The organism is Conexibacter sp. S30A1 (assembly GCF_023330665.1).
Taxonomy (GTDB): domain Bacteria; phylum Actinomycetota; class Thermoleophilia; order Solirubrobacterales; family Solirubrobacteraceae; genus Palsa-465.
In genome coordinates this window covers 3,032,163-3,057,263 of record NZ_CP097127.1, presented here as the reverse complement: position 1 = coordinate 3,057,263, position 25,101 = coordinate 3,032,163, and the positions used below count along the sequence as shown (strand labels likewise).

The 25,101-nt window shown below is 66.9% G+C and carries 24 protein-coding genes; 12 read left to right on the top strand and 12 right to left on the bottom strand.

Annotated features, from left to right (window positions below):
• Positions 1-37: 37 nt before the first annotated feature.
• The 3 genes from M3M54_RS14650 to M3M54_RS17085 form a co-directional block, all read right to left on the bottom strand.
• Positions 38-883 (bottom strand): IS3 family transposase, encoded by an 846-nt coding sequence (locus tag M3M54_RS14650; RefSeq protein ID WP_249019771.1) that lies wholly within the window; start codon positions 881-883, stop codon positions 38-40.
• A 151-nt stretch (positions 884-1,034) separates the two neighbouring features.
• Positions 1,035-1,217 (bottom strand): transposase, encoded by a 183-nt coding sequence (locus M3M54_RS14645; RefSeq protein WP_249019770.1) that lies wholly within the window; start codon positions 1,215-1,217, stop codon positions 1,035-1,037.
• A 9-nt stretch (positions 1,218-1,226) separates the two neighbouring features.
• Entirely contained in the window at positions 1,227-1,448 is a 222-nt protein-coding gene (locus tag M3M54_RS17085; RefSeq protein WP_371878599.1) for a DUF6444 domain-containing protein, read from the bottom strand.
• 1,044 nt (positions 1,449-2,492) lie between these two features.
• On the opposite strand from M3M54_RS17085, the gene M3M54_RS14640 reads away from it, so the two are divergent.
• The 6 genes from M3M54_RS14640 (at position 2,493) to M3M54_RS14615 (ending at position 9,074) form a co-directional block, all read left to right on the top strand.
• The gene (locus M3M54_RS14640; RefSeq protein WP_249019769.1) at positions 2,493-3,281 is read left to right on the top strand and encodes a hypothetical protein; all 789 of its coding nucleotides are present in this window, start codon (positions 2,493-2,495) and stop codon (positions 3,279-3,281) included.
• A gap of 91 nt (positions 3,282-3,372) precedes the next feature.
• Positions 3,373-4,527 (top strand): hypothetical protein, encoded by a 1,155-nt coding sequence (locus M3M54_RS14635; protein ID WP_249019768.1) that lies wholly within the window; start codon positions 3,373-3,375, stop codon positions 4,525-4,527.
• Positions 4,528-4,590: 63 nt separating this feature from the next.
• On the top strand, positions 4,591-5,316 hold the full coding sequence (locus tag M3M54_RS14630) for an ABC transporter ATP-binding protein (RefSeq protein WP_249019767.1): 726 nt from the start codon (positions 4,591-4,593) through the stop codon (positions 5,314-5,316).
• Positions 5,313-6,551: an ABC transporter permease gene (locus M3M54_RS14625; protein WP_249019766.1), complete on the top strand. Its 1,239-nt coding sequence runs from the start codon at positions 5,313-5,315 to the stop codon at positions 6,549-6,551. Before M3M54_RS14630 ends, M3M54_RS14625 begins: the two co-directional genes overlap by 4 nt.
• Positions 6,552-7,169: 618 nt before the next feature.
• Positions 7,170-7,544: a hypothetical protein gene (locus tag M3M54_RS14620; RefSeq protein WP_249019765.1), complete on the top strand. Its 375-nt coding sequence runs from the start codon at positions 7,170-7,172 to the stop codon at positions 7,542-7,544.
• A gap of 102 nt (positions 7,545-7,646) precedes the next feature.
• Positions 7,647-9,074, top strand: a complete 1,428-nt coding sequence (locus M3M54_RS14615) for an IS256 family transposase (RefSeq protein ID WP_249019252.1) — start codon at positions 7,647-7,649, stop codon at positions 9,072-9,074.
• Between the two features lie 88 nt (positions 9,075-9,162).
• On the opposite strand, the gene M3M54_RS14610 is transcribed toward M3M54_RS14615, so the two are convergent.
• The 3 genes from M3M54_RS14610 to M3M54_RS14600 form a co-directional block, all read right to left on the bottom strand.
• The gene (locus tag M3M54_RS14610) at positions 9,163-12,615 is read right to left on the bottom strand and encodes a hypothetical protein (RefSeq protein ID WP_249019764.1); all 3,453 of its coding nucleotides are present in this window, start codon (positions 12,613-12,615) and stop codon (positions 9,163-9,165) included.
• Positions 12,615-13,379, bottom strand: coding sequence for a hypothetical protein (locus M3M54_RS14605; protein ID WP_249019763.1), 765 nt, complete (start codon positions 13,377-13,379; stop codon positions 12,615-12,617). The genes M3M54_RS14610 and M3M54_RS14605 overlap by 1 nt, the downstream gene beginning before the upstream one ends.
• Positions 13,380-13,499: 120 nt before the next feature.
• Positions 13,500-14,429 carry a hypothetical protein gene (locus M3M54_RS14600; RefSeq protein ID WP_249019762.1) on the bottom strand — a complete coding sequence of 310 codons (930 nt, stop codon included), beginning with the start codon at positions 14,427-14,429 and terminating at the stop codon, positions 13,500-13,502.
• 265 nt (positions 14,430-14,694) lie between these two features.
• On the opposite strand from M3M54_RS14600, the gene M3M54_RS14595 reads away from it, so the two are divergent.
• Together M3M54_RS14595 and M3M54_RS14590 are read left to right on the top strand one after the other, a co-directional pair.
• The gene (locus tag M3M54_RS14595; RefSeq protein WP_249019761.1) at positions 14,695-15,006 is read left to right on the top strand and encodes a helix-turn-helix domain-containing protein; all 312 of its coding nucleotides are present in this window, start codon (positions 14,695-14,697) and stop codon (positions 15,004-15,006) included.
• Positions 15,003-15,437: a hypothetical protein gene (locus M3M54_RS14590; protein WP_249019760.1), complete on the top strand. Its 435-nt coding sequence runs from the start codon at positions 15,003-15,005 to the stop codon at positions 15,435-15,437. Before M3M54_RS14595 ends, M3M54_RS14590 begins: the two co-directional genes overlap by 4 nt.
• Before the next feature lie 383 nt (positions 15,438-15,820).
• On the opposite strand, the gene M3M54_RS14585 is transcribed toward M3M54_RS14590, so the two are convergent.
• Complete coding sequence (locus M3M54_RS14585; RefSeq protein WP_249019759.1) at positions 15,821-16,129, bottom strand: hypothetical protein; 309 nt, start codon at positions 16,127-16,129, stop codon at positions 15,821-15,823.
• Between the two features lie 152 nt (positions 16,130-16,281).
• Between M3M54_RS14585 and M3M54_RS14580 the strand changes: the two genes are divergently transcribed.
• Complete coding sequence (locus M3M54_RS14580) at positions 16,282-16,566, top strand: hypothetical protein (protein ID WP_249019758.1); 285 nt, start codon at positions 16,282-16,284, stop codon at positions 16,564-16,566.
• 191 nt (positions 16,567-16,757) lie between these two features.
• Here the strand turns inward: M3M54_RS14580 and M3M54_RS14575 are convergent, their stop codons facing one another.
• From M3M54_RS14575 to M3M54_RS14555, 5 genes are all read right to left on the bottom strand, one after another.
• Complete coding sequence (locus M3M54_RS14575) at positions 16,758-18,029, bottom strand: YfjI family protein (RefSeq protein ID WP_249019416.1); 1,272 nt, start codon at positions 18,027-18,029, stop codon at positions 16,758-16,760.
• Entirely contained in the window at positions 18,026-18,841 is an 816-nt protein-coding gene (locus M3M54_RS14570) for an ExeA family protein (protein ID WP_249019415.1), read from the bottom strand. Before M3M54_RS14570 ends, M3M54_RS14575 begins: the two co-directional genes overlap by 4 nt.
• Positions 18,842-18,844: 3 nt before the next feature.
• The gene (locus M3M54_RS14565; RefSeq protein ID WP_249019757.1) at positions 18,845-20,212 is read right to left on the bottom strand and encodes a DDE-type integrase/transposase/recombinase; all 1,368 of its coding nucleotides are present in this window, start codon (positions 20,210-20,212) and stop codon (positions 18,845-18,847) included.
• 51 nt (positions 20,213-20,263) lie between these two features.
• Positions 20,264-20,659: a helix-turn-helix domain-containing protein gene (locus M3M54_RS14560; RefSeq protein ID WP_371878586.1), complete on the bottom strand. Its 396-nt coding sequence runs from the start codon at positions 20,657-20,659 to the stop codon at positions 20,264-20,266.
• Positions 20,660-20,920: 261 nt separating this feature from the next.
• On the bottom strand, positions 20,921-21,061 hold the full coding sequence (locus M3M54_RS14555) for a hypothetical protein (protein WP_249019756.1): 141 nt from the start codon (positions 21,059-21,061) through the stop codon (positions 20,921-20,923).
• Between the two features lie 75 nt (positions 21,062-21,136).
• Here M3M54_RS14555 and M3M54_RS14550 point away from each other — a divergent pair, with 75 nt between their 5' ends.
• Genes M3M54_RS14550 through M3M54_RS14540 form a run of 3 tightly spaced genes read left to right on the top strand, consistent with a single transcriptional unit; the run spans position 21,137 to position 25,076 of the window.
• Positions 21,137-21,961 carry a DUF3435 domain-containing protein gene (locus M3M54_RS14550; protein WP_249019755.1) on the top strand — a complete coding sequence of 275 codons (825 nt, stop codon included), beginning with the start codon at positions 21,137-21,139 and terminating at the stop codon, positions 21,959-21,961.
• On the top strand, positions 21,958-24,522 hold the full coding sequence (locus M3M54_RS14545) for a site-specific integrase (protein ID WP_249019754.1): 2,565 nt from the start codon (positions 21,958-21,960) through the stop codon (positions 24,520-24,522). The genes M3M54_RS14550 and M3M54_RS14545 overlap by 4 nt, the downstream gene beginning before the upstream one ends.
• On the top strand, positions 24,519-25,076 hold the full coding sequence (locus M3M54_RS14540; protein ID WP_249019753.1) for a hypothetical protein: 558 nt from the start codon (positions 24,519-24,521) through the stop codon (positions 25,074-25,076). The genes M3M54_RS14545 and M3M54_RS14540 overlap by 4 nt, the downstream gene beginning before the upstream one ends.
• Positions 25,077-25,101: the final 25 nt, after the last annotated feature.

Here is a 25,101-nt window from a genome sequence, read left to right as displayed (position 1 = left end):
GCGATGTGTGGTTCCCCCCGGATCGTGGAGGGTTGATCTATCGGGCTAGCGCCTCGAAGTTGACGGGGCTCATCTGCAGGATATGGCTGTGACGTCGGATGTGGTTATAGAACCCGTAGCACCATTCTTGGACGACGGCTTGGGCGTGCTCGAGGCCGCGGAACTCGGCGTCACGGAGGACCTCCCATTCCAGTGAGGAGAAGAACGCCTCGGCGGCGGCGTTGTCAAAGCACGAGCCGACACGGCCCATCGACTGTTGGATCTCGAGCTGCCGGCACAGGCTGGTGAACCGCTGCGCCGTGTATGTGGCTCCTTGGTCGGTGTGGAAAATGACGTTGCGGACAGCACCAGGCCCGCCACGGGCCGCGACCGCGGTCTGGATCGCTGAGCGAGCCAGGGTTGCGTTCGCGCTCATGCTCGTGCACGCGGCCAGGCAACGCCTTGAGTACAGGCAGGTGACGGTCGCCAGGTAGAACTTGCCGTGTCCTTCGACGGGGATCTCGGTCATGTCCCCGACCCAGCGGAGGTTCGGGCCACGGGCGGTGAAGTCACGCCTGAGGAGATCAGGGAACGGCTTTCTGGTCTTGTCGGGCCTGGTCGTGTTCCGCCGCCGCCGGATCCGGCGGGCGATGAGGCCTTGGCGGCGCATCGAGGCGGCCACTGTCTTCTCCGATACGGTCCAGCCGGCATCCCTGAGGTCGGCGACCAGCCGCGGGGAGCCGTGCTTGCCCTTGGCCGCGTCGAACGCCACACTGACCGCCTCATCCAGCGCCTGGCGGCGGGTCTCAGAGACGCTCCGCTCGCCGCTGCCGGCACGGCCAGCCCACTTGTAGAACCACGACTCCGACACGTTCAGCAGCCGGCAGCACGCGGCGTGTGGCACACGGAAGCGGGTCCTCTGATCAAGCGATGAAACGAGCCACCGTCATTTCGTCGCCTCCCGCGCCCAGAGGACCACGGATCGCTCAGAGGACATCACGCCCCGATCCGCAATGTCGCGACCTTGCGCCCGGAGCTGCTTTCGCTCCTCACGCTCATCCGGTCTTGAGGCCGCCCGGGTCAGCTGCGGCCCTCGCTTTCGCGACCCAGTTACCCAGGGTGCCCTCATGCACACCCAGATCACGGGCTATCTGAGCGATCGGCTTGCCGGACTCCTGAACAATCCGGACCGCGCTCGCTTTGAACTCCTGACCTGACTTCTTCCTGCTCTCTGACATGGGGACTCCTTATAGCTGGAGCCTCCACGGTCTTGGGGGAACCTCAGCACGCGACTTCGGCGGATCCGACGACGGCGGCTGCGAACTGTTCCGCGAGTCCCGATTGTCCCGCCGCTCCAGCTCCTCGATCCGCGCGTCCTGCTCAACGACACGCTTCCGCAGCGCCGCGTTCTCCTCGACCAACAGCGCGTTCTGCGCCCTCAGCTCACCAAACTCAACATCGCCGGCCACGCTCCATAACTACGCCCACACCGGCGAAAACCCTGCTCAGACCCCCTGAACACGCCCGTACCCTCCCGCAGGCCAACGACTTGGTCGCTGTCATTCCGCCGCCGCCCGGGAGCGTTTCGTCTTCACATCGCACCGCCGCTCACTACCGGAGATCTGAGACTACCCCGTGAGGCGCCGGATCTTCGCAGTTCGATCGCATGCTGGTACCGTCCACAATCACTTGACCGTACTTGGCCAGTGTGTTATACACGTTACATAGTCAAAGCCACTTAGGCGAGCCAGTGCCTCGCTGATCACTTCGAGCATCTACAGGGTGCTAGGCAATCGCCGGTTTCCGTAAGACCGGAGGTCAAAATGAAGATGCGCGTTGTCACCATTCTAGCTGCCCTCGCATCGAGCGCAGCAATCGCTGCGGTTTGGCTCGTGCCAGCCGCGTCGGCTTACTCGTACTGCGATTCTGGGAACAACAACCCGTGCGTCTGGCGCGATCCTGGCTACGCCGGCGACAACTCGCCAAACCTCATCATGGTGGGTAGCGGTAACTTTAGCGCCTACCAACCCGGCCCAGGGACAATCGACTTGCAAGGTTGGGCCTATCTCTACGGGAGTTGGCATAGCGACGGCACGTGGCCGATATCGGGTGGGGAGACGCATTACTTGTACCCAAGTCTCGCTACCAACGTCACAGTTCATGCTGAGGATATGAATGACATCGGCGCCTCAAACGTGACGCTTTACTTCCCATACTGAATGCAGCGACTGCACATTCCCGCGAGATAGTGGACTGACAGAGGCACCGTGGTCGTGAGTCCCCTGGTCGCTCGGGTCTGTGGGCTGCGCGACTACTCCCTGCTGGGTCTTATGCGTGTGCGGAGTCGCGCGGAAGCGTCGCTGGGGAGCCGGCGAGGGATCACTAGGCTGTGGTCAGTCGCGCTGTGCATAGTGTTGGCTACCGGTGTCGTCGCCTGCGGTGCGTCGGCTAACTCGGCGCACCCGGGGGGCGACACTTCGAAGCGACTCGCAGTTCGGTCTCAGGCGGTGCGCGTGGCGAGCGCTGAGTTTGGTCCGGATGTGCTTGACGTCATGTTTCCGAGGGACGGCCAGGATTTGGCGCAGCAGGTGCCGATCGATGCGTTCGCGCTCGGTGTCGACCAGAAGCAGGAGGCGGCCTGTCTTGCGGCGGTGGGCTTTCCCGCTCCGGGGGTCACTCTCGATCAGGAATCTCTGGCAACCGCGGCGTATGGGAGCGCTACGATGCCGAATCTGCCGTTGATGGTGCGGACCGGTACGGTCGGAAACCTGACCAGCTACCGTGTGCCGCCAGGGCCTGAGGCGTCGATGCCGCAAGCCGAGCGCAGTGCCTATGTTGCGATGCTCGGGAGGTGTAGCCGGCGCGCGTTCTCGTTGGGCGAACTTATGACGAGCAAGTCGAATCTCGCGCTGGTGTACGAATGGGATAACGCGATCTCGGCGGTGCAAGCGTCCGCGGCTGTGCGTGCGCTAAACGCACGGGCCGCAGCGTGTACCCGGCACACGGCGTTCTCAGCAGGGTCTGTGGAGGCGATGTACGGCGCGGTGATCTTGGCGGGCAACCGTCACCTTGATAACCCTTCGGCGGACGCTGCGGCGCAGGCTGCGGGCGTGCGGGTGATGGCTCGCTGCTTCGGCGCCGATATCGCCTACCAGGCGCGCGTGCTGACGGCGAAGCGGGCTGCTTTCTTCGCCGCGAACGCCTCGGCGATCCACGCGATTCTCAGCCAGGTCAACAGCGATGTGGCGCGGCTTGAACGTGCTGGTGACGCGCCGCGATCGGTGTTGACGGTCGGGCCGTGAGCTGGCGGTGGCACAACGCTAGCCCGCGGCCACGAGGTGGCGTCACCGGAGTCTCTGCGCGAGTGTGGGTCATGCGTGGCCGAGGGATGGCGTGAGACCGTCCGGGCCGCGCACGATCGGCGTGCTGATCGTGCTGTCGCTGGTGCTGGCCGGGGTGGCGTTCGTGGTCGGCTACAACGTCCGCAGCCCGGCGCAGGTACAGGCCCGCACGAAGGCACCGGCGCCGTCATTGGTGACGGCGCCGGTGCGTGTGACCCGCGCGGCTATCAAGCTCGTGCTGCGCGGCACCGTCACGATCGCTGGGACCGAGGTCATAGAGCCACCGTCAAGCGTTAGTGGTGATCTGCCGGTCGTGACCGCCTCCCCTTATGCGTACGGTTCACAGGTCGGGGCCGGTGATGCGGTGGTCGCGGTCGCGAACCATCCCGTGATCGTGATGCCTGGCAACATTCCGGCCTACCGCACGCTCGCCTACGGCGACAGCGGACCTGATGTCGCGGAATTGCAGGCGGCACTCGGCTTAGTCGGGCTGTCCGTCGGCAACGATCAGTCGGGGAGCTACGGTCTGGGGACAGCTGCTGCGGTCGCGGCCCTTTTCCGCCGGGCGGGTTACGCGCCGTCGCTGGTGTCGGCGATGGTTCGTGCGGCCACTGGAAAGCCCCGTGTCGAGCGGCTGGCGTCCGTGCCGTTGGGGGAGGTTGTGTTCGTCGCGCATCTACCTGGGCGCGTGCTCGCGGCTGCACGTGTCGGGTCGATATTGAGGGCGGGCAAGCCGGCGGCCGTACTCGGGACCGGGGTGGCGCTCATCCCGATCACGGTCAACGCCAACGAGGCATCGCTGATACGGCGCGGCGACAGCGCCTTCGCGTCGCAGGATGTGAGCGGCAGGGCGCTGCCGGGACGGATCAGCGCGGTCACACGCTCGCGGAATGCGACCAGCACCGGCGCGCCGCGCTACGTGGTCACGTTCGTTCCAGACAACGAGGCGGCGGCGGGGTCGCTGGCCGGCAAGAACCTCGCAGTGACGGTCCGGCTTCGGGCGAACAGCACAGATACGACCACCGTGCCGGACGCGGCTGTGGTCACCAACGCCAGCGGCCGCTCATACGTCATCGTTCTGTCGCACGGTAAGCAGAGGCCAGTGCGGGTGCGGGTCCGCCTCAGCTACCAGGGAGTTGACGTCGTCAGCCCGGTTGGCGGTGCGCTGCGCAACGGCGAGACGGTGGTGTTAGGCAGTGGCGCCTGACTGCTCCGGAGCGCGCCGGCACCCGCTTCGTAACCGCGCGCGCAACCAGGCACGGTAGAGAGCATGGCCACGCTTGGACACGAGACTGTGCTGCTTGAGCTCAACGGGGTAACACGCACGTATGCCGGCCCGCCTCGGCTGGACGCGCTAAAGGGGGTGTCTCTCACCATCGCGTCGGGCGAGATCGTCGCCATCGTGGGTCGTTCCGGCTCGGGCAAGTCGACGCTTCTGAACGTGCTCGGATTACTTGACCGGCCCAGTGACGGCGAATACCTGGTTGGTGGGGTCCGGGTCGCGGGCTGTGGGGACCGAGAGCTGACCCGGTTGCGATCCGAGTTCTTCGGGTTTGTCTTCCAGCAGTCGTTTCTGCTGGCCCGCCACACCGCGCAGGAAAACGTCGAGCTCGCCGTCAGGCCACAGAGAACCTCCGCGCGCGAGCGCCGCGAGCGAGCTGCCGCGGCGCTTGAACGGGTCGGGCTCTCGCACCGCCGTGCGGCACTTCCGGGGAGCATGTCCGGAGGAGAGTGCCAGCGGACGGCGATCGCGCGGGCGCTTGCGCAACACCCACAGGCGATCCTGTGCGATGAGCCTACCGGCAACCTCGACGAGCGCACAGCGGCTGAGATAACCGATCTGCTGGTCGGCCTCGCGGCCGGTGGAGCGGCGGTTGTCATGGTCACGCACGATCTCACGATCGCCGCCGCGCTGCCAAGGGTGCTGAGCCTGCGCGACGGCAGGCTGCGCGAGGGGCTGGACCCCGAGCTACTGGCGGCAGGGCACTTGCGATGAGCGGATCTCCCGCTCACCCGGCCCGCAGAGTCTTCCGCATCACCGGACGCGGTATGCCATGGGTGGCGCTGGCGGGCGAGGCCGCGATCAGCCTCGGCCGGCATCCTCTGCGGACCATCATGAGCGCGCTTGGGACCGTCCTTGCGGTCGGCGGGTTCGTGGCGCTCAGCGGGCTCACACAGTCCGCCAGAAACGCCGTCGCGTCGTCCTTCAACGAGCTGAACGCGACTACCGTCCAGTTTCAAAGCGGCCTGACGGGCGCACAGGTACTGACCGCGGGCGGCGTGGCGCGCCTCGCAAAGCTTCACGGGGTGCTCAGCACCGGCCTACTCTGGGCGCTGGACAACCAGACGCCACAGACCGTGAGCACCACCCCACCGAGCGACAGCGGCTACGGAACCAGCACGACACTGCCGTTCACGGCCGCAACGCCATCGACGTTTCAGGCGATCGGAGCACGCCTGCGATCGGGCCGCTTCTACGACGCCGGCGCGGATCGCTACCACGAGATGGTTGCCGTTCTCGGGTCGGCTGCCGCCTCACAGCTTGGGATCTCCTCGGTGGCAGGCTCGCCAGCGATCTTCGTTGACGGAACGGCCCTCACGATCACCGGCATCCTCAGCAGCACAACCCTGCAGTCACAGGTCGAATTGGGCGTCATCGTGCCGCCGTACGTCGCCACCGTGATCTCAAACAACGCGGGCGAGCGGACCGTGATCACCAGGACCGCTCCGGGCGCCGCGCAACTCATCGGCAAACAGGGGCCGGAGGCGCTCGCCCCCTACCACACCGCCGACATCACCGCTGAGATCCCGCCGCAGCCAACGACGCTGCGAGCCCAGGTCCAGGCATCGCTGTCGCAGCTGCTCTCGATCGTTGAGATCATCGGACTTACCGTCGGCATCATCTCGATCGGCACGGTCACCCTACTGTCGGTCACGCAGCGCCGGCAGGAGATCGGATTGCGCCGCGCGATCGGCTACGGCAGAGCTGACATAGCCAAGCTGATACTGACCGAAGCCGTCGGCACGGGCGCCCTTGGCAGCATCCTCGGGATCTCGGTCGGAGTCATCGCCGTGGCGGCCGTCGCCGCGTCAAACGGATGGGTCCCGATCCTCGCCCCGGGCGTCCTCGTCAGAGCCCCGGTCGCAGGCATAGCGATCGGAATATTCGCAGGCGCAGCACCGGCGATCCGCGCCGCCACGCTCACGCCGATGTCAGCCCTCCGCACCTAATCAGGCCCGCACCGACTCAGGCGCTGCTGAGCTTGAGGCGTACGGCAGCCAGGGCCACGACCGGACAGCTGGGCGGCGCTCACGGGGCGCCACCGTGTCGGTGATCGAGCCGTCCGGGAGCTGCGCTGCAAACGCGACCGTCACAGTCTGGGCTCACCGATTGACGTGGGTGACTCCGTCCCAGGCCGACGCTTACATATCACCCTGATCAGGGCTTTGTCAGGCTCTATGCAGGACCACAAGCCCTGTCAGGTGGTCGCTTGAACGGTGCACGAGGGCCCGGATGTTCCTGCTGGCCCGGCCAGCCTCGATTCCGTTAGGGTCGTCTTGGACGAGCGGTAGTTGATCAGCAACGCCGGGTTGCCGCTGACAGCGACGCTCGCGCACCGGCTCGGGCTTGCGGAGTTGGTCGATGAGTCGGTGTCACTGGGCGAGCTGCCGGGCGTTGCGTGGTCGAGCCGTAAGACGATGAGCCTGGTGCATCGGATGAATCCGCGGTGCGGACCCGCAGCGATGAGATCAACGACCTACTCGCCAGATCCACGCAGCCGATTCTCGGCCACCGTGTGATGGCAGCCTCCGACCTGGACGCGTCTTTGCGGGCATTCAGCTTCGGACATGTCCGCAGTCGCCGAACAACGCATCCCACCCAGCGGCCTGACCCTGGAGAGCGACAACGACTCCGCGGTATACACGAGCGCGACGAAGCTGGTGCTCTCAGGGCCGGGGATCGCACACCGGCGTGGCGGCTGCCGCGATCCCGAGTCCCGAGCGTTCACCGAACCCCGGTTGCGGTACTTCAAGGAACGCTGCATGTGGCACAACCAGTTCGAAACCCTCGACCGGGCCCGGGCGGTGATCGGTGCCTACATCGACCACTACCACGACTGGCCCGACAGGCGGCTGGCCCACCGAACACCAGCGAAGTCACACAAACTTGGGACGACGCAACCTGACAACTACCAAACAAGCGGGGAGCCACAAGCGGCCTAACCTGTCAACGCCAAGAGGGAGCGCTCCACGTGCCCGGATACCAAGGACGCGAGGTCCGGGGATCGTCACAGGAACTGTGTAGGCATCAGCGAAGGAGATCGCATGCCTACCACGACGAAGACCATGAGCAGTGATGTGTTGTTGGCCCAGCCCCCGTTCGGGGTGATGTCTCCCGCGCCTGGGTTGGGCGGGGAGGAGCGAAGCGACGAGCCGCCCAACCCAGGCGCGGCGCGGCCGGTGCCGGGGCTCGAGGAGGCGGTCGAGCGCGCGATCGCGCGTCGGCGGGTCCGTTGCGCGGTTGGGGGCGTTGAGGAGTCCTTGATCTCCGACGAGGTGATCGACGAGCTGCTGGCTGGCGCCAGGACCGAGGAGGAGATCCTTGGGTCAGGCGGGGTTCTTGGCCGGCTGACTAAACGGCTGGTGGAGCGTGCGATGAACGCGGAGCTGACCTGCCATGTCGGCTATGAGCCCCACCAGGAGCCCGCTGGCGGCGCGGCCAACCAGCGCAACGGGACGAGCGTAAAGACGCTCGTGAGCGATCACGGCAAGATCGTGATCGACGCGCCCAGGGACCGGGCAGGCACGTTTGAGCCGCAGATCGTCAAGAAGCGTCAGCGGCGCCTTGCCGGGATCGATCAGAAGATCCTCGCGCTCTACAGCCGTGGCCTGTCGACCCGTGACATCGAGGGCTACATGCAAGAGCTCTACGGCACGGGTGTGAGCCGTGAGCTGATAAGCCGCGTGACCGACCAGGTCGCAGACGACGTGCGTGAGTGGGCCAAACGGCCGCTTGAGACGATCTACCCCGTCGTGTTTTTGGACTGCATGGTGCTCAAGATCCGTGATGGTGGCAGCGTCGGGCACAAAGCGCTCTACATAGCGCTCGGGATCACCCTGGACGGCGACCGGGACGTGCTCGGCATGTGGTTTCAGGAGACGGAGGGCGCGAAGTTCTGGATGCAGGCGCTCAACGACCTGAAGACCCGTGGTGTGCGCGACATCCTGATCTGCTGTGTCGACGGGCTCACAGGGTTCCCTGAGGCGATCGAGGCGATCTTCCCGAAGACCACGGTCCAGACATGCATCGTGCACATGATCCGCTCAAGTCTCAAATACGTGCCCAGACGCGACCGTGAGCAAGTCGCCCGCGACCTCAAACCGATCTACACCGCGATCAACGCCGAGCAGGCATGGGCCGCACTGGAGGCCTTCGATGAGAAGTGGGGAGCGCGCTTCCCGATCATCACCCGGCAGTGGACCGCCGCCTGGGAGCACATCACACCGTTCCTCGCCTTCCCCGCCGAGGTCCGCCGGATCATCTACACCACCAACGCGATCGAGGCGCTCAACCGGCAGCTACGCAAAGCCATCAAAACCAAGGGCAGCTTCCCCAACGAGGACTCAGCCCGCAAGCTCGTCTACCTCTGCCTCCAGAACGCCGTCCCGCAATGGACCCGCTGCCGGAACTGGACAGCCGCGCTGCTAGCGCTCAAGATCCACTTCGGTGACCGGATCCCGGACGCAAGCTGACCACCACCCATTGACACGACGAGAGTAACTGTTAACCTGAAGAAACCACGCTTACACAGTTAACGTGACGCCCTCGAGGTCCGGTCCGCTAAGTGATCGCGCGCGTCATGGTGTTGCTGTGCCCTGTGAGGTATGCCCATCCGGTTTGGGTGTTGATGATGGCTCGCCATTGGAAGGTGTAGCCGGCGTCGGCGGGGAGGATCGGCATGTGTACCTGGAAGCTGCCGCGACGGTTGGTGTGGGTGGTGCCCCAGTTGGTCCAGCCGCGGAAGCCTTTGACGCCGTATTGGATCATGATGAGCGCGCCGTCGGTGGGGATGTAGCCGCCGTCGAGGTGGCCTTTCAGTAGGAGGTCGTGGCCGGGTTTGAGGGTGCCGGTGATCTGGATGGTCGCTTTGCCTTTGACGTGTTCTGCGATGTTGGTTTGCGCGCCGCGGGTGAGCGTGCTGCCGTTGTAGATCGCCAGGATGGTGCGGCTCGCGCCGGCGGGCACGTGGAAGCGGTAGCGGCCGTCGCGGCTTGTGCGGGTCACGCCGAGCCGGGTGATGGCGTGGCGGCCGAGGACGTGCTGGTCGATGGTGATCAGCGCCCCCGCGATCGGCTGGTCGTGGTTCTTGGCGTCCAGGAGCCGGCCGGTGAGGGTCGCGGCCTGCCCGTAGGCGAGCGTCAGAAACGCCGTCCTGCCCGCCTTGGCGCCCGGGCGGCCGCCGGTGCACTTGCTGTCTCTGCGCCCGTCTGCGCGTGCGGGTTTGCACGACGCCGCAACCGCCGAGGTTCGGCGGCCGTGGTGCGTATGCCGGCCGGTGGTGGCGCTGGCGATGTTCGCGGCGGGGTTGATGGCTTGCTGTTGGCTACCGTTGGCGGTCTCACCGGCGGCGGTGAGCGTCGCCTGGAGGGAGCTCATCGCGCGTAGCGGCAATGTGAGCGTTTCGGTGCCGCCAGCCTGGTTTGTGGTGATCTGGCCGCTGTTACCGGCGGCGTCGGTGGGGTAGGCGATGAACGTGTAGGTGCCTTTGGGCATGGTGCTGTCGTTGAACTGCGCATCCCATGTGTCCGGTTCTGCGGAGTTGCGGGTTGCCATCACCTTGTAGACCGGTCCGCCGTTCTGCTGCGCGCTGACCTGCACGGTCGCGGTTCCTGATCCTTGTGGCCCGTCTGTGATGTGCAGCTGAACGACGTCTGGTGCGGGCCAGGATGAGCGGGGGGCGAAGTACCCGGTCGGGGCTTGGTTGTCGATCTCAAACTCGTAGCTGCCGAGCGGGTAGGTGTTGCCGGCGATGTCTTTGGCGGCGCACGCGAGGTTCCCGCCGGGTGGCTGGACGGTCACGGTGATCTGCTCGCCACCGTTCCCGTAGGCGTTCTGGGTGTTTGCGGGGTAGGTTCCCCCGCCGGCGGCTTGTGAGGCGCCGGTGCAGGTGATCTGGCTGATCGCCGCCCCACCGGCGGTGTTGATCGCGGTGATCGTGACGCTCTGCGCGGTCTGATACCACGTTGTTTGCGAGGGCCCGTCGCTGTAGGGGTCAGCGCCGTTGTCGATCTCCGGGGAGCTTCCATAGCGCGTCAGGTCCGCGGCCGCGGGCGTGAGCGCCGCGTTATCGACGTTGACGGTCTCGCTGGCCGCCTCCCCCGTCGTTCCGGCCGCATCGCTCGCCTGGCAGGCGACCACATCCGCGCCGTTTGTGGTCAGCGCAAACGAGCTTGTGTACCCGTCAGCGGAGTCGACGCTCAACACGATCGAGGGGCCGGCGTTTACGGTGCACGCGATCTTCGTGACGCCGGACAGCACGCCGCCCTGCTCACCGCCGGTCACGACCACCGTCGGGGTTCCTGAGAGCCAGACGGGTGCGGGCTCGGCACCGCTGAAGCTGACGGTCGGCTGACGGGCATCGACCCACACCGCGTAGGTTGCCTGTCCGGTGACGTTCGTGTTCGACGTCGCTACGCACTTCAACGCGTGCTGGCCGTCGCCTGAGACAAGGAGTTGGTCGGCGCCGGCGCCCTGGAGCGGCACCTCGACGCCGTCCAGATAGCAGGTCACCGAATCGATGCCGCTGGGGCCGCCGGTCGCGGTGACCGTCACCGTCTGCGGCGCGTTGACCCAGGTGCCTGGCGTGTAGCCGGAGTCGGTGAAGCTGACGGTCGGGACGGTCGTATCGACGTTGTAGGTGGCATCCGAGGGTCCGCTCGTGAGCTCGCCGTTTACATCGCCGTTGCTGGCACTGCAGCTGAGCGTGTTCGCGCCCTGGGCGGTGGTCGGCACCGAGTAGGTGCCGGCACCAATGCGGGTCGCGGCGACCGGCGTGCCGTTATCGGTACAGGCCAAGGCACCGATCCCGGACGGGCCGGCGGTCACGGTCAGCTGCTGGCTGGTCGCCGCCGTCCACGCGCTGCTGGTGTTCGTCCAGCTGATCGTCGGGATCGTGTCATCGATGTTGATCGTGTTGGCGTAGCTTGCGACCGTCGGGGCGTTGCTGAGCCCCGCCCCGGCCTGCCAGTTCCCTGGGTTTGACGCGAGGACCGACAGGCTGTATGTGCCGCTCGCGAGGTTCGCGGGCAGCTGTGCGCTGCTGTTGACGGTCGCGCCGCCGGATCCGGGGCAGGGGGTGATCGAATCGAACTCGTTGCCGATCGGCGAGCCGGGGTTCTCCATCCCCGGCGAGCTGTCCATAACCTGCAGGTAGCTGCTCGCGGGCCCGGTCAGCCACACCCCGGTCGCGCAAACCCCCGCCGGGTCTGACGCATCCACGTTGATCGTCGGGGCGTTGCGGTCTGTCTGATACCACGAGCTGCCGTTGTTCGCGGTCCAGTACGCGCTGGCGGACGGCTGGTTGTTTGGGTCATCGACGGTCGCCGATAGGTTCGTAACGGTCGCGCCCGCTGATCCCCACTCGCGGCCGCTGTCATACGGGCAGGAGCCAGACTGGCAGAACACCGTCAGCCACAGGGTGCTGTACTCGCTCTGCGGGTTGGTTGCGGGCGAGGTGTTCTCGATCTCGGCGTTGGTGTAGTTCCAGCCGCTCGTGTTCCCGGCTGTGGAGCACGTCTGCTGACCGCTTGTGCCAGCAACCCGCATGTCGTCTGTCCAGTAGTGCCCGCTGTTTGTGATCGAGCAGTCATCCGTCCACGGAAACAGGATCGATGGCTGGTTGGCTGACCCGCCGGCACCAAACCCCGCCGAGACACCACCGACACTGCTGTCGCTCACCGAGCTGAAGGTCGCAGCGGTGTACGCGAACCCGCGAAACGCCGTGCCCGACGGCGCGCTCCACGACAGATCCCCATAGACGAACCCCGCCGACGCCGATGAGGTCCCAGACCCGACCGACACCGTCCCGGAAGCGAGCATCCCCGTATAGTCGTTGCCCAGCGCCACGGCGGGCGTCAGCAGACCGACCGCGACCGTCGCTACCAGCCCTGCGGCAAGCTGCGCGACCCGCCCGGCACGGACCCGCCGCCGTCCGGCGGCAACCCTGTGCGGCCGTTCACCAGTGTCGGGCCGATAGCCCGTCAGGCGTCCGGGGTAGCTGCGTTCGGAACCCATCAGCACGACACCGAGATCGAGAAGTCCGAGAGCACCGCGGCGCCGTTCACGGGGTTTGTGGTCGCGACGTCGACGACCAGGATGTTGGTGTCCGGCTCGGTTGACCAGCCGGTCACATACGCGGAGGCGACATTGGCGGTGTTGTTGGCGCCCTGCAGGTTGTCGTTGGGGTCCTTGTCGGCGGTCACCTGCACCACCGGGTTGGCGAGCCCCGCCGTCGAGCAGCCCTGAACATCCACCGCCCCGCCACCGACCCCGTTGCTGCCCTCCCCGACGATGTTCTGGCTTGGGCCCGGCGCGAGCTGCGCGGTGCTCTTGCCCATCCAGATCTCCCCGTAGGCGGTCGTGCCGGTGCTTGTGCCATTCGCGCCGGTCGCGCCGGTTGCGCCGGTTGCGCCCTGCGGGATCGTGAAGTCAAGGATCGCGCTCGAGCTGCTGCCGGTGTTGGTCACGCTCGCCTGGCTGCCTGGAGCGCCGGTGCTGACCGACCCGACCGCCACCGACCCAGCGGCACCAGCCGGCCCCGCCACCCCGCGCACGCCACGGAACCCGCGTGGTCCCCGTGGGCCCGCTGGCCCGCGGGTATCCCACACCAGCGGGCTCTGCGCCCGGTCGCAGCGCACGGCGACGGTCAGCACCCTCGTGCGCTTGTTCACGCACCCGTGGATCGTCGTGGTCCTGGACGCCGCGAGCGCGTACCCGCCACCGGCGATAAGCGCCCCGGCCATCACCGCGAAGATAATCTGGGCTGGCTTTAGGTTCATCGGCTCCTCCTCACACCACCCCGGCATCCTGGGGCTTTGATCGACGTTCAAGATCAAACGACCACACACGCGCCGGCGCTGCCGACAGCTCGCGGGACGCGTGGGCTTCTGCTCCCGGGCTCATAGCGCCGGCTTGCCGCAAGTCGTCGGTGCAAGCACCCCAGCGCCACCGCAGGAGCTGTCCGCCGCCGCCCCGCTGGGCGGCGGCGTACCGGCACCGCTGCTGGTACGCGAAGCGTCTGTTGAGGAAACCCGCGGCCGTGTCTGCACCGTGCCCGCGGATCCGTGTGCGTTGCTGGTCACGACCGTTCCGCCGCCGGCCGTGTTTCCGGGCACGCTGGAGCGCTGACGCGCGCCAACTCCGGGACGGGTGACGCTACGCCGCCCCGTCCCGGACGGCCCGCTGGCGTGGCCGCGACGAGCGGTGGTGCGTGCCGGCGGCGTGTCGTGAGCGCTCGTCTGCCGGGCCGCAGGCTTGTGCTCTACCCGGTGGCCGGCGCGAGCATCCGTGCTCACGCCCGCTGCACTCCCGCGATCGGCGAGCTGGGCGGCTGACCTGGCCGCGGGCTGCACGCCGAGCGAGATTGCGCTCACCGCCACCACCACCCCGGCAACAACCGCGACCGCGGCGCTTGTGAGCAGCCGACGGCGCGGGACACCGACCCCAAACCCACGCGGCAAACCGGCGTGCTTGCGTGCCGCCGCTCGAGCGTCCGCCTGCGACCGGGGCGCCACCCTCCTGGGGTGGCGCTTCGGGTGGCGGGCACGCGGCGGCGGGGCAGCGAGGTCCGCTGACCCGCGCGGCTGCCGCGGTGTCTCGCGCGCCTGTGCGCGCAGATGCCCGGCGGAGATCGCGGCGAGGATGCTGTCGGGCGTCGCCGGCGCGCCATCGCGCTGGCCGGCGCCCTCACTCACACCGATATGCGGCCGCTCAGCTTCGCGACGCTCACCGCCCTCGTCCGCGGTTTTATGCCCGGGCGTGTCGGGCGTGTCTGCCTGTAGGCGCGCGAGGTGCTCATCCGCGCTCAGCGGGCCCTGCTCGCCGGGCAAACTTACATCCGAGGCGAGATCGAGCGTGAACTAATACCCCGTCGGGTCCCCTGGCTCACCCTCGCGATCCCGCAAGCGACCAGGAGGGTTGCGTGCGGGTGGGTGGCGGCGGGCGCGGAAGCGGGCGTCATCAAGGCGCGTGACGTTGCTGTCAGGGCCGGTTCGTTGCTCTGGCTTGTCGCTCACACCAACCACCCCAACCACTCTAGCGCTAGATTCCTCAGCCCGCTAGGTTTCTGTGGTGTGTAGCGTTAGAATCACGGCGATGAGCGAAGACCGTGAGCTGACCGTCGCCGAGATCGCAACAACGCTCGGGCTGAACATCTCAACCCCGCGCGCGTGGGTCAGCACCGGACGGCTTGCCGCGCACCGCGACCAAGCCAACCCACGCCGCTGGCTCGTATACCAGCACGACCTCGACCGGTTCCTGGACAGCGCGCCGCGTGCGGACATCGGACGCCCAAAAGCCCGCGGCATGGTGATCGAGCCGACCGGCCGGGAGGACTGGAGCGACGCGCCGGAGCAGGCCACGCTGGATCTCGCGACCTCGCTGGAGCTGCCCGGGGGGCGTAGGTGAGCGACGAGCCGCTTGTGTCCGCTGCCGCGGCGCTTGAGCAGATCCGCAAAGCCGACCAGCGGTGGGAGACCGCGATCCGCGGCTTTGACGAGTACCCGACCCGGCTTCGGACACTCGCTGACGCCGCGCGTGCACGCAGCCGCGCGCTGCTGCTCGGCGATCTGGCGAACATCAAACAGAACCCAAGGCCTGGCGCGAGCTCGATCCGTGCGCTCGCCCCCGAGCTCGCGCCCACAGCCAGCCGGCCGGGACCCAAGGCGCTGTGGCAGCGCTTTGACACCGCCGTCAAACAGATCGGCGTTGCGCTCGAGGACGGCGAGATCGTAACGATCGCGCAAGCGTTCGCTGAGCTCTCCACCACCGCCGGCGAGCTCGCCGACGCCTGTGCGGACAGGAGCCAAACCCCCGCGCGCGCCAAACGCAGCGCCTAACACCCCCACAGCCGCCCGGGCGACCGGACGCGAACCGGCACGCGCGCCGCCGTGACGATCTTCACGCGGCGGTGGATGCGAGATCTGGCACGGCCCGCGAGCTTGGGCGTGAGGTCCCGGGGGGATGGGCGCGCGGCGTGACGCGATCGTGCTCCAGCCAGTCGTGGATGCAGCTCGCAGCGCCATGTGCCCCGCCGGTCAATAGTCGTTGATGAGACACCGGAAACCGTAGCGTGAACACGACCCTGCTGCCAACCCCCGACCGTCACGCTCCGGGCGCAAACAGTCGCAGCGGTCGCGTGCCGGCCGCCAGCGCGACTGTCTGGCCCAAGCGTGCGGCCGCGCAAACGCGACCGACCGCCCGCCACGGGCTGCTCGCCTTATCAAAGGACGGTGCGTAGCATCGGGATCTCGTCGTGTGCTCTGGCCTGATCAAGGTAGTCGGCGATCAGTGCTTGGAGCGCCTTGTAGCCGTCGTGCTGCATTTCGCGTTCGATCAGGACCGCGCGGCCCTCGGTGCCGGCGGGGTGGTCGCTGACCCTGACCCTTTCTGCCGGGTTGTTGGTGTCGTTGGGTGTCGGCGTAGAGCAGCTCAGCGCTGTCGCGCCGTTGTCTTTCTGGTGGTGCTCTGGCTGTTGTGGTTGCCGCGTCCGGTCTTGTGGAGCGAAGGCCCGGAGGGCCGAGCGCAGCAAGTCCGGACGCGGGCGCGTGCTGAGCGGGGGGTCGGGCGTGGCGGTCGCGCTCGGCCGCTTCGTTCGTTCTGGGTGGGTGTCCGCGGGTTGTGGTGTTGTGGTCGTTGGTGCTCGGCTCGTTTCAGCGACAGCGTGTTGATTTGCCTTCAGGGGTGAGCTACTGGTCAGTGGTTGACGAGCGGTTCGATCTCGTCCCGGTGTTCGATCGGTTCCTGTTTGAGGAGCGCGCCGCGCGTGGGCGGTCTGAGAAGACGACGGCGCAGTACGCGTCGGGCTTGGTCGAGTTCGCGGGCTGGGCTGGTGAGCGGGCGCTGCTCGGTGATCTGGTGTTGAGCGCCGTTGATTTTCGGGACGGTGATGCTTTTGTTCGGCGGCATCGGGGGGTGGGGTACGAAAGAAGAAGTAAGTCCGGGGTGGGGTCCCGGGCTGACGGCTGATCGGCTCGCAATGAAGGGCGGTCAGGGTCGTGGGCTTGCGGTTGCTTGTCGCGCGTTTGTGACCGCTTCGCTTTCGCTTTTGATCGCTCGCCATGAGGTGCTCAGGTTTCTGAGTGACCGGTCTGGTGGCGCGGCCGGGTGCTCGGCGAGCGATTCGACCCACTCGCGCGTGGCGGTAGGCAGCCGGCCGGTTATGTCCCGCTGCTGCTGGCGGCCCAGAGCTGGGCGGGTCGTCCGCCGGTCGGGATCTGGGTGCTGTGGACGCGGTGGGCGGCGTGCAGGGCTTGGAGGGCGTGGTCGATCTGCCCGGCGGGCTGGTTGTGGTTGAGGGTCTGGCTGATTTGGCTGCGGGTCAGTCCGCCGGGATGGTTTGTGAGGATGGTGTGGATCTGTTCGGCGAGTGGCTGACCGGTCGCACCGGTGAGCGCCCATGCTGCGGACCGGGTGGCGTAGTCCTGGAGCGCGAGTGCGGCGCTCAGGTGCGGGCTGCCGATCTGGGTTTTGCCGTCAGCGAGGGCGTAGAGAAGCGCGAGGCGGATGACGTGCGCTTCGGCGCGGGCGGTGATCTGGCCGATAATCCCGGCCTGTGGCTGGGCGAGTGTGCGGTAGGCGTGATGCCACATCTCCCGGGCGTCGGGATCAAGCTTGATCTGGCCGGCTGTGCGTGCTTGGCGTAGCGCCGTGGCGAGCAGGCGATCAAGGCCGGTGCCGGCGAGGGGGTCAGGTTCGCCGCCTTCTGGGAGCAGGCGCTGGCGGCGGCAGCAGACGATCAGGATCCGGTTCAGATACCCGTTGGAGAGCTCTGCCTGGGTTATGTGGCGGCGCAACTCGTGTTGGGTGATGTGACCGATTAGCGTGATGTGCGCGGTGCTGGCGCGCGCCGGCGCGGTGCGGGTCAGGATCGCCAGTGGCCGTCCATCCCACGCTGAGCGCAGAGTTGGTGAGAGTGTCGAGATCTCACGGCTTGCGGCCTTCAATACTGACGCGAATTCTGGTTCGATCACCAGCAGCCGCTGATCAGGGTGACCGGGATCCTGGCCGGCTGGGTCACGGACCGCCCAGATCAACCCCTCGCCACTGGATAGGCCGGTGAGAATCCGTGAGTCGATCGACGTGTCGACACTGACCAGAAGCCGACGGACATGATCCCAAGATGACCCCTTTCTCGCCTTCGCGCTGTCACCGACCAGCAGCATGAACTCGTTGGTGTGATGGCGGGTCGCTTCGACTTGGAACCACGCGCCACGACCGATGGCGGTACCGAACCCGACCAGCAGCTGGGTGAGGATCGCGACCGGGTCAGCCTCGGTGTGCGGGGCGACGCGGCCCACGATCTCGCCGAGCAGCTCGTGGTAGACGGCGGGTGCTGGTGCTTGCGGCCAGCCTGGCGGTGCTGGCAGCAGCCCGCTGTTTGTAGGCTGATCCTCCGGTGGCGGGTCAAGCAGCGACAGGGTGGCGGTCATTCGGCTGAGACCTCTGTGACGGCGACCCGTGCCGAGCTCTCATCCACGATCGCCTTGTTTGCCGCGAACGCGGCAACCAGCGCCGCGACAGCGAGGTTGTTGATCAACCTCGGCAGACCACGGGACGTGGTGTGGATCAGGCTGATCGCATCATCGGAGAACAGGGTGTCCGAGCGGCCCGCGAGCGCCAAATGATGCTGCACATAGCTTCGGGTCTCTTTCAGGTCGAGGCCGTTGATCGTGTAACGCACCGCGATCCTCTGGTCCAGCGCGGTGAACGTGCCGTTGCGCAGCCGACGCCGAAGTGTGGGTTGGCCGAGCAAAAGCAAACAGAACGGGGCGGTCTGGTCCATCCCCATGTTTGACAAACACCGGATCCCCTCCAGGCTCTCCGCGTCAAGCAAATGGGCTTCATCAATGATGATCACGACATGCTTGCCACGCTCCGCGCTCTCGGCGGCGAGCATCTCTTGGGCTTGGGGGATCAGAGCGGCGTGATGGAACCTAGGGGTGGCGCCCAGGGTGTTGATGATCAGCCCGTAGATACCGCGCAACCCGACGCCGGGGGTTCCGAGATAAAGCACCGTGTGCCTTGAGGCATCAAGGCTCGCCACAGCGGCGCGGGCAGCAACAGTTTTGCCGGCGCCGCACTCCCCGCTGATCACACCGATCGCCTGCTCACTGATGCACCACGCCATCCGGGCGACCGCCTCAGCATGCGAGCCATGGGCATGCAACATTCCCGGTGCCAGATCCTTCCCGAACGGCATGCGTGTGAACCCGTAATGGGCGCGCAACCTGTCAATACTCACTGCTCATCCCTCCTGCTTTTGGTTGATGTCACGATCCTTCTCGCCGTCGCCGTCGCCGTTGTTTGTGAGGCTGGCGTAGTCGATCCGCTGACCACCCAGCTCAGCGTCGCGCTGCTCAGCCAGCAGCTTCAGGTAGTCGATCCCTGTGCCGGCCGGTGGTGGCGGCAGCTCCCGCTGGGCTTGTGGGTGGGTGCGGCGGCCGATCACCAAAGGTGTGGCGGTCCCCATCGGGCGATGCTGGTAGCGAACCTCGATCATCGTGAGATCGAACGGGTCGAACACCAACTCGACCTTGCAGCCGGCGAGCGCGGCGTTGACCTCGTATTGGTTGGCGTAAAGCGACACGGTCGCGGTCTTCGTGACCGTCCGTTCCTGACTCCACAGAAACGCTTCGCGCAACAGCGCCGGGGTCGGCAACTGGGGTGCGCCCGCCGCATCAAACCGGGCCAGCGGGGCTTGCTTGGTCTCTGAGTGCACCCGGCGGTGATAAACGACCTCCACCCACGCGGAGAACCGACGGTTCAGCTCCGCCAGCTCGATGCCATCATCGATCTCCACCAGGAACTGGTCGCGCACGGTCCGGAAGAAGCGTTCGATTTTCCCTTTCGTTGTCGCCGCCCTCGGGCTTGCGTGAATCAGCCTCACACCAAGCACCGCACACGCACGAAATAGCTGTGAGGACACGAACGCCGAGCCGCGGTCAACCAAAATCTGGCCGGGCACCCCACGGCTCATCAACCCGGCACGGAGCGCGGCCTCGAGGCGGAACACATCCTCACCGGTCCCCCACCGCCACCCGGTCAGCAGGCGAGAGTGATCGTCGATAAACGCGACGAGCACCGCCCGCGCGGCGGTGCCGGCGAGCCTGGGGCCATGTAACCCGTCCCCAGTCCACAGCTCATTCCGGGCAGCGGCTTCGAACCGGCCATAAACCTTCCCTGCAGTGTGACCATCACCCCTGACGTTCAACCCGGCACGAGCCAGATGCGTCTGCAATGTCCGCAACCCCGGCACGTCCTCACCGTCCTTGACGCTGGCGAGCATGATCTGCCTGACCTGCGCGGCGGTTCGCTCCGGCCGCTCACGTTTCAAAGCGAACGCCAGCTCCAATGTCTCGGCCGGTGTCCTGACCGGGACGACCCGCCGCCGGGGAAGCAAAGCCTCGAACCCGCCGCGGCGATAAGCACGAATCCACTCATCCAGAGTGCCGCGCGCGACCCTGACGAGCTGCCCATCAGGCCCGACATGCTCACGCCCAGCCAGTGACCGAACGAGCCGGCCACGCTCAGCTTTCGACAACCCCTCATCGGCGGCGTCACGAATCAGGGTGTAACGAAACAGGCCGATCTCCCGGCGACGATCCTCATTCACCTCGTTGCTCTCCCGCGCTCTCGTTCATCCGAAGCGCAGGAGCGTCTCAGCTCACGCCGCCCACGGGAAGGCGGGAGCTCGTGTTGCCAACAGCACCCCGCCAGACAACCTGGACACAACCGGCCACGGATCCACCGGACCGAACCTCAAAACCCACGCCCTGGCCGTGACTGCGATCGCTTCCAACGCGTCCGCGACCACGCTCCCAGCCGGCATGATCGGCCCGAGCTCCGGGTCCAGCACGATCGCGCACCGCGTGAAATGCTCCCGAATCACATCCGCCCGCGCAGCGAACCGGCTCAACCAGCCCCGGACCGTGTCCGCCGGCAACCCCAACCACCCAGCGATCCGGCGATACCCCTGCCCAGCAACGCTCGCCTCAACCGCCGCGCCGATCACAGCCACCTCGTCCCGACGACGCAACAACCCGATATCAGGCAACAGCACATGGGTCCCCAGACACCCCCGGCACCTGGCCCGCCTGGGCACCAGCCGCCGGTCAGCACCCCGACAGCGCAACACCCGCTCCCGGCCATGACCCCACGGCCCCAACACCGCCCGGCATAACGGACACAACAACCCGCCAGCCAACAACTCAGCCTCGACCACGGCAGGCTCTGCACATACGATCAACATCGGGGTGCCACCTCCGGCATCCAAGAGAGCCCTCCCGGCAACCGCCAAGCTGACGGGAGGGCTCTCGCGCGTTCACAAACGCGCCAAGCCTGCCACCATCGCAGCAAACATGCCGCCGATGAACGGCGCCACCCACACCGCGCGTGCCGGATTCAAACGGCGCTCAACAATCTGGTCGCGTGCGCACGGAATCTCGGGATGTTTCAGTTGCATTTGCGCACGACGCCGATCACCCGTCCCGGCCGCGGCTGCGGGGCTGCTCGCAGCAACGACAGGGTCGCGGACGTGATGAGCTGTGTTCGTAGCTTCTACCGGTTCCAGGTTCGCGACGGGAGCGTTCCGGGCTCGGTCAACGAGTTGTTCTATGACGTGGTGGAGCCGGTGGGCGGGTCGATGCCGTGGCTTGAGCAGCTGCCGGCGATCGTCGCGAGGCCGCTGCACACGTTGCCGAGGTCGGGTGAGAGCGAGCCGCGGACGGCGAGCTTGGAGGAGTACGTCGCGATGATGGCCGCGCCGGGCTCTCTGCGCGACAAGTTGTTGATCTCGCTTTTGGCGCTGGCGGGGTTGCGGATCGGGCAGGCGCTCGGGCTGCGGCGAAGCGACTTGCACCTGATGGAGAACTCGCGGGCGGTCGGGTGCGAGGTCCGGGGCCCGCACTTGCATGTCGTGCGGCGTGAGGACAACGAGAACCGGGCGTTGAGCAAGCGTCGTCGCGAGCTGGTCGTGCCGGCCCATCCGGCGGTGATCGGTGTTTACGCCGCTTACTGTGATCAGCGCGACCGGATCCCGGCGGCGGCCCGGTCGGATTTCGTGTTCGTGAACATCGCCGGTGGTGAGCTTGGGCGGGCGATGACGGATGGTCGTGCGCGCGAGGTCGTAGCTGCGCTCGGTAGGCGTGCTGGGATCGACCGCGTTGTCACGCCGCACCAGTTCCGTCACGGGCTCGGGACCGAGCTCATCGAATCGGGCCGCACCCTTGACGAGGTGCAGATGATCCTCGGTCATGCCCGAGTTGAGACGACCCGCCGCTACGTGCGCACGTCACGTGAGCGGTTACGGGCCGCGGTCGAGAGCGTCGCACTGCCGGACGTGTCACCGGAGATGGTGCGATGAGGTCCGCGGCGCTGTCGGTGCCGTCGACCGCGCGGGTCGATGTCTCGCAGTTGGCGGCGAGGTTGGATCTGGCCGCGTTGATCGCACGAGGCTGGAATCCTGAGACCCGTGTGTTCGCGCCGGCCGCGGATGACCCGTTGTTCGGGTATCACTCGTGCGAGCGGGACGGCTGCCCGCGGGCGGGACAGTCAGATCGCGCACGGGCACTGGGGCTCTGTGACGCGTGCGCGCATAACTATCTGCAGCGCCGCGGCGGCAAGCGTGGCGCACCGATGACACTCGCGCAGTTCAAGGCGTTCCCGGCACGCCGGGTCGCTCAGTCCGATCGGGAGGAGCGACTGTGTCTGGTCTGCTGCACGCCCGGGCACGAGCGCGCATCCCGCAATCACGGGCTGTGCTCGGAATGCAGCCGGCAGCGCCATGACCGCCGGCAGACTGTCGAGGCGTTCATCGCCGGCGATGAACGCTGGCCGCCGGCAGTGCCGCGTCGTTCGTTCGGCCGCTGTGCCGTGGATCGCTGTCGACGCTGGGCGGTCACCGACGAGCAGTTCTGCGCGCCGTGCCGCAAGCGGTGGCAGCGGTCCCCCGGCGAGACGCGCCCGACGCGGATCGAGTTCGTTGCGATGGGTCCGTGGCAACCGTCCTTTGATGGCAAACGTGCCGTCATGCCTGAGGTGCCGGAGGTCGTCGAGTGGGAGCTGCTCGGCGGCCTGGAGCTGCTGATCGGGCAGTACGCGGCCCAGACCCCTTTGGACTTCCTGGGATCAGCTTGGGCGCATGTCGCTCGCGCCGATGTCGACTCCGTCATGGACCTGCGTGAGCTGCCGGGCACCTATCAAGCCCGCCGAGCGGTCGAGGCATCGATCGTTGCCGCCAAGCGTTGGAGGACATCACCGGAGCAGGAGCGGACCCGCGATGTTTGGGATCTTGGCGTGTTCGGGATCCATGAGCACCGCGAGATGAGCTTCACCCACATCCACCAGTGGTGGCTGCGGGAGGCGGCGAAGGGCTACACGATTGAGCGGCTCTCAAGCCGACGCCCGCTCACGGCGCTGCGGGAGCTGCGATGGCTGGGGTATCTATCGGACTATCTTCACGGACGCAACGACGGCGGAGAGGACCCGAGCGTCCTGACACGGGCGGACATGACCGGGTTCCTGTCATGGCTCGCGACAAGGGTGCCGGCAGCCAACCGCCGCCACATCGTCGTCAGCGCGACCCGTCGTCATGTGCAGTTCGCGCGCCGGCATCTTGCCGGACCTGGTCAGCCGGCCGCCGGGATCGGCGGCGGGTTTCAGCTCTACCAAGAGGACTATCCCGAGAGGACCCAGCGCGACCCTGACGAGCCCGGCCGAGCGCTCCCGCGCGTCGTGCTCGCGCAACTGCTGGACCATGATCTCCTGGCTCCGCTCGCTGACAGCTATCTCGAGTATCGCGTCGCGTTTGAGCTGATCGCGCACACCGGCCGCCGTCCAGGAGAGATCTGCGGGCTGACGGCAGACTGCCTGCACTATGAAGAGGAACCCGCTCCGGACGGCGGCAAGCAACGCCGACCGGTGCTGCGCTACCGCCGTGAGAAGCCACCCAGCAAATGGGTCAGCCTGCCGGTCAACCAGGACGCAGCCGTGCTGATCGAGAACCAGCGGCACCGTGTCCAGGAGCGGTTCCCGAACACGCCGCTGTCGAAGCTGCCGCTACTTCCGCGCCGCAGGACCAACCCAACGGGCCGACTGGTGATGTGCGCGCCGACGCTCAGCAACCGCATCACGAAGTGGGTCAAAACGATCCCGCCGCTGCTCGACGAGGACGGCAGCGTATTCGCGAAAGAGCACGTCTACCTGTACGCGCTGCGACACAGCTACGCGCAGCGTCACGCCGACGCCGGGGTGCCGATCGACACCCTGCAAAAGCTGATGGACCACCGGACCACAGCGACCACCCAGATCTACTACCGGGTCACCTGGTCACGAAAACGCGAAGCGATCGAGCTCGTCTCGCCGCTCACGATCGACAACAACGGTCGTCGGGTCGGCTTTCACGCCGTGCTGGTTGAGACCGAGCGGCTGCGTGAGGAGATCGGCCGGATCCCCGTTCCGCTGGGTTACTGCACCGAGCAGCACAACGTCAGGGCGTTGGGCGCGCACTGCCCGTTCAGTCACCAGTGTCTCGGCTGTCAGCACTTCCGCACCGACCCCTCGCACCTGCCCGACCTCTACGCCTACCTCGAGCGGCTGCTCGAAACCCGCGAGCGGCTCGCAGCCGCGGTGCCGCAGCTAACGGAGTGGGCGCGAGCGAAGGCGATCCCCGCCGACGCCGAGATCCGCGCCGTCCGCACGCTGATCGATGCGAGCGAGACAGCACTCGCCGAACTTGACGATTCCGAACGAGCAAAGCTGCTGGAGCTGTTCAGGGTGCTGCGCTCAACACGAGCGCGAATGGACGGCAGCATCGCGGTCGAGCAGATCGCCGCGACCCGCAACCCCGAACCGACGTTCCTGCCGCCCGCGTTCACGCCACTGCCATCAGTGCGCGCTGCGACCGAGAACCCGAGCGCGGCATGACCGATCGAGTCAGCGCGATGACAGGCGCCAAGCGCGCGATCAACGCGGAGAAATACGAGCGGGTCCGGGCCGTGATCGCACAGATCAAAGACCAAGGTCGAGACCGGGACCTCAAGGCCACGGTGATCGCCCGCCGCGCCGACGTGCACCGCTCGTTCGTAAGCAACCACTTCGCCGCAGAGATCACTCATGCGAAGGCCGAGATCCAGTCCCGGTTCATGACCGGGCTCGCCGGCCAGACGGCGCTCAGCGCCGCGTCCCTACGAGTCGAGCTCGAAACAGCCAAGCACCAAGCCAGGGCCGGGCAACAGGAGATCCGGGCACTGAAGGACCGCCTAGCCAGAACGCTTGGGGAGGAGATCGCCGCCGAGCACCCCGAGCACGGAGTCGCCGCCGCGACCGTGAGCAGCCTACGCGCGGAGATCGAGCAACTCACAGACACGCAGAACGAACTGCGTCGCCAACTGCGCGACACCGAAGAAGAGCTCCAGGCCGCCCGGCGTGTGAACCGAACGCTGATCCGTGAACGGAACGCAGGCACATCAGATGCCTGACCGCGTCAGGCGTCGGAGAGGACGT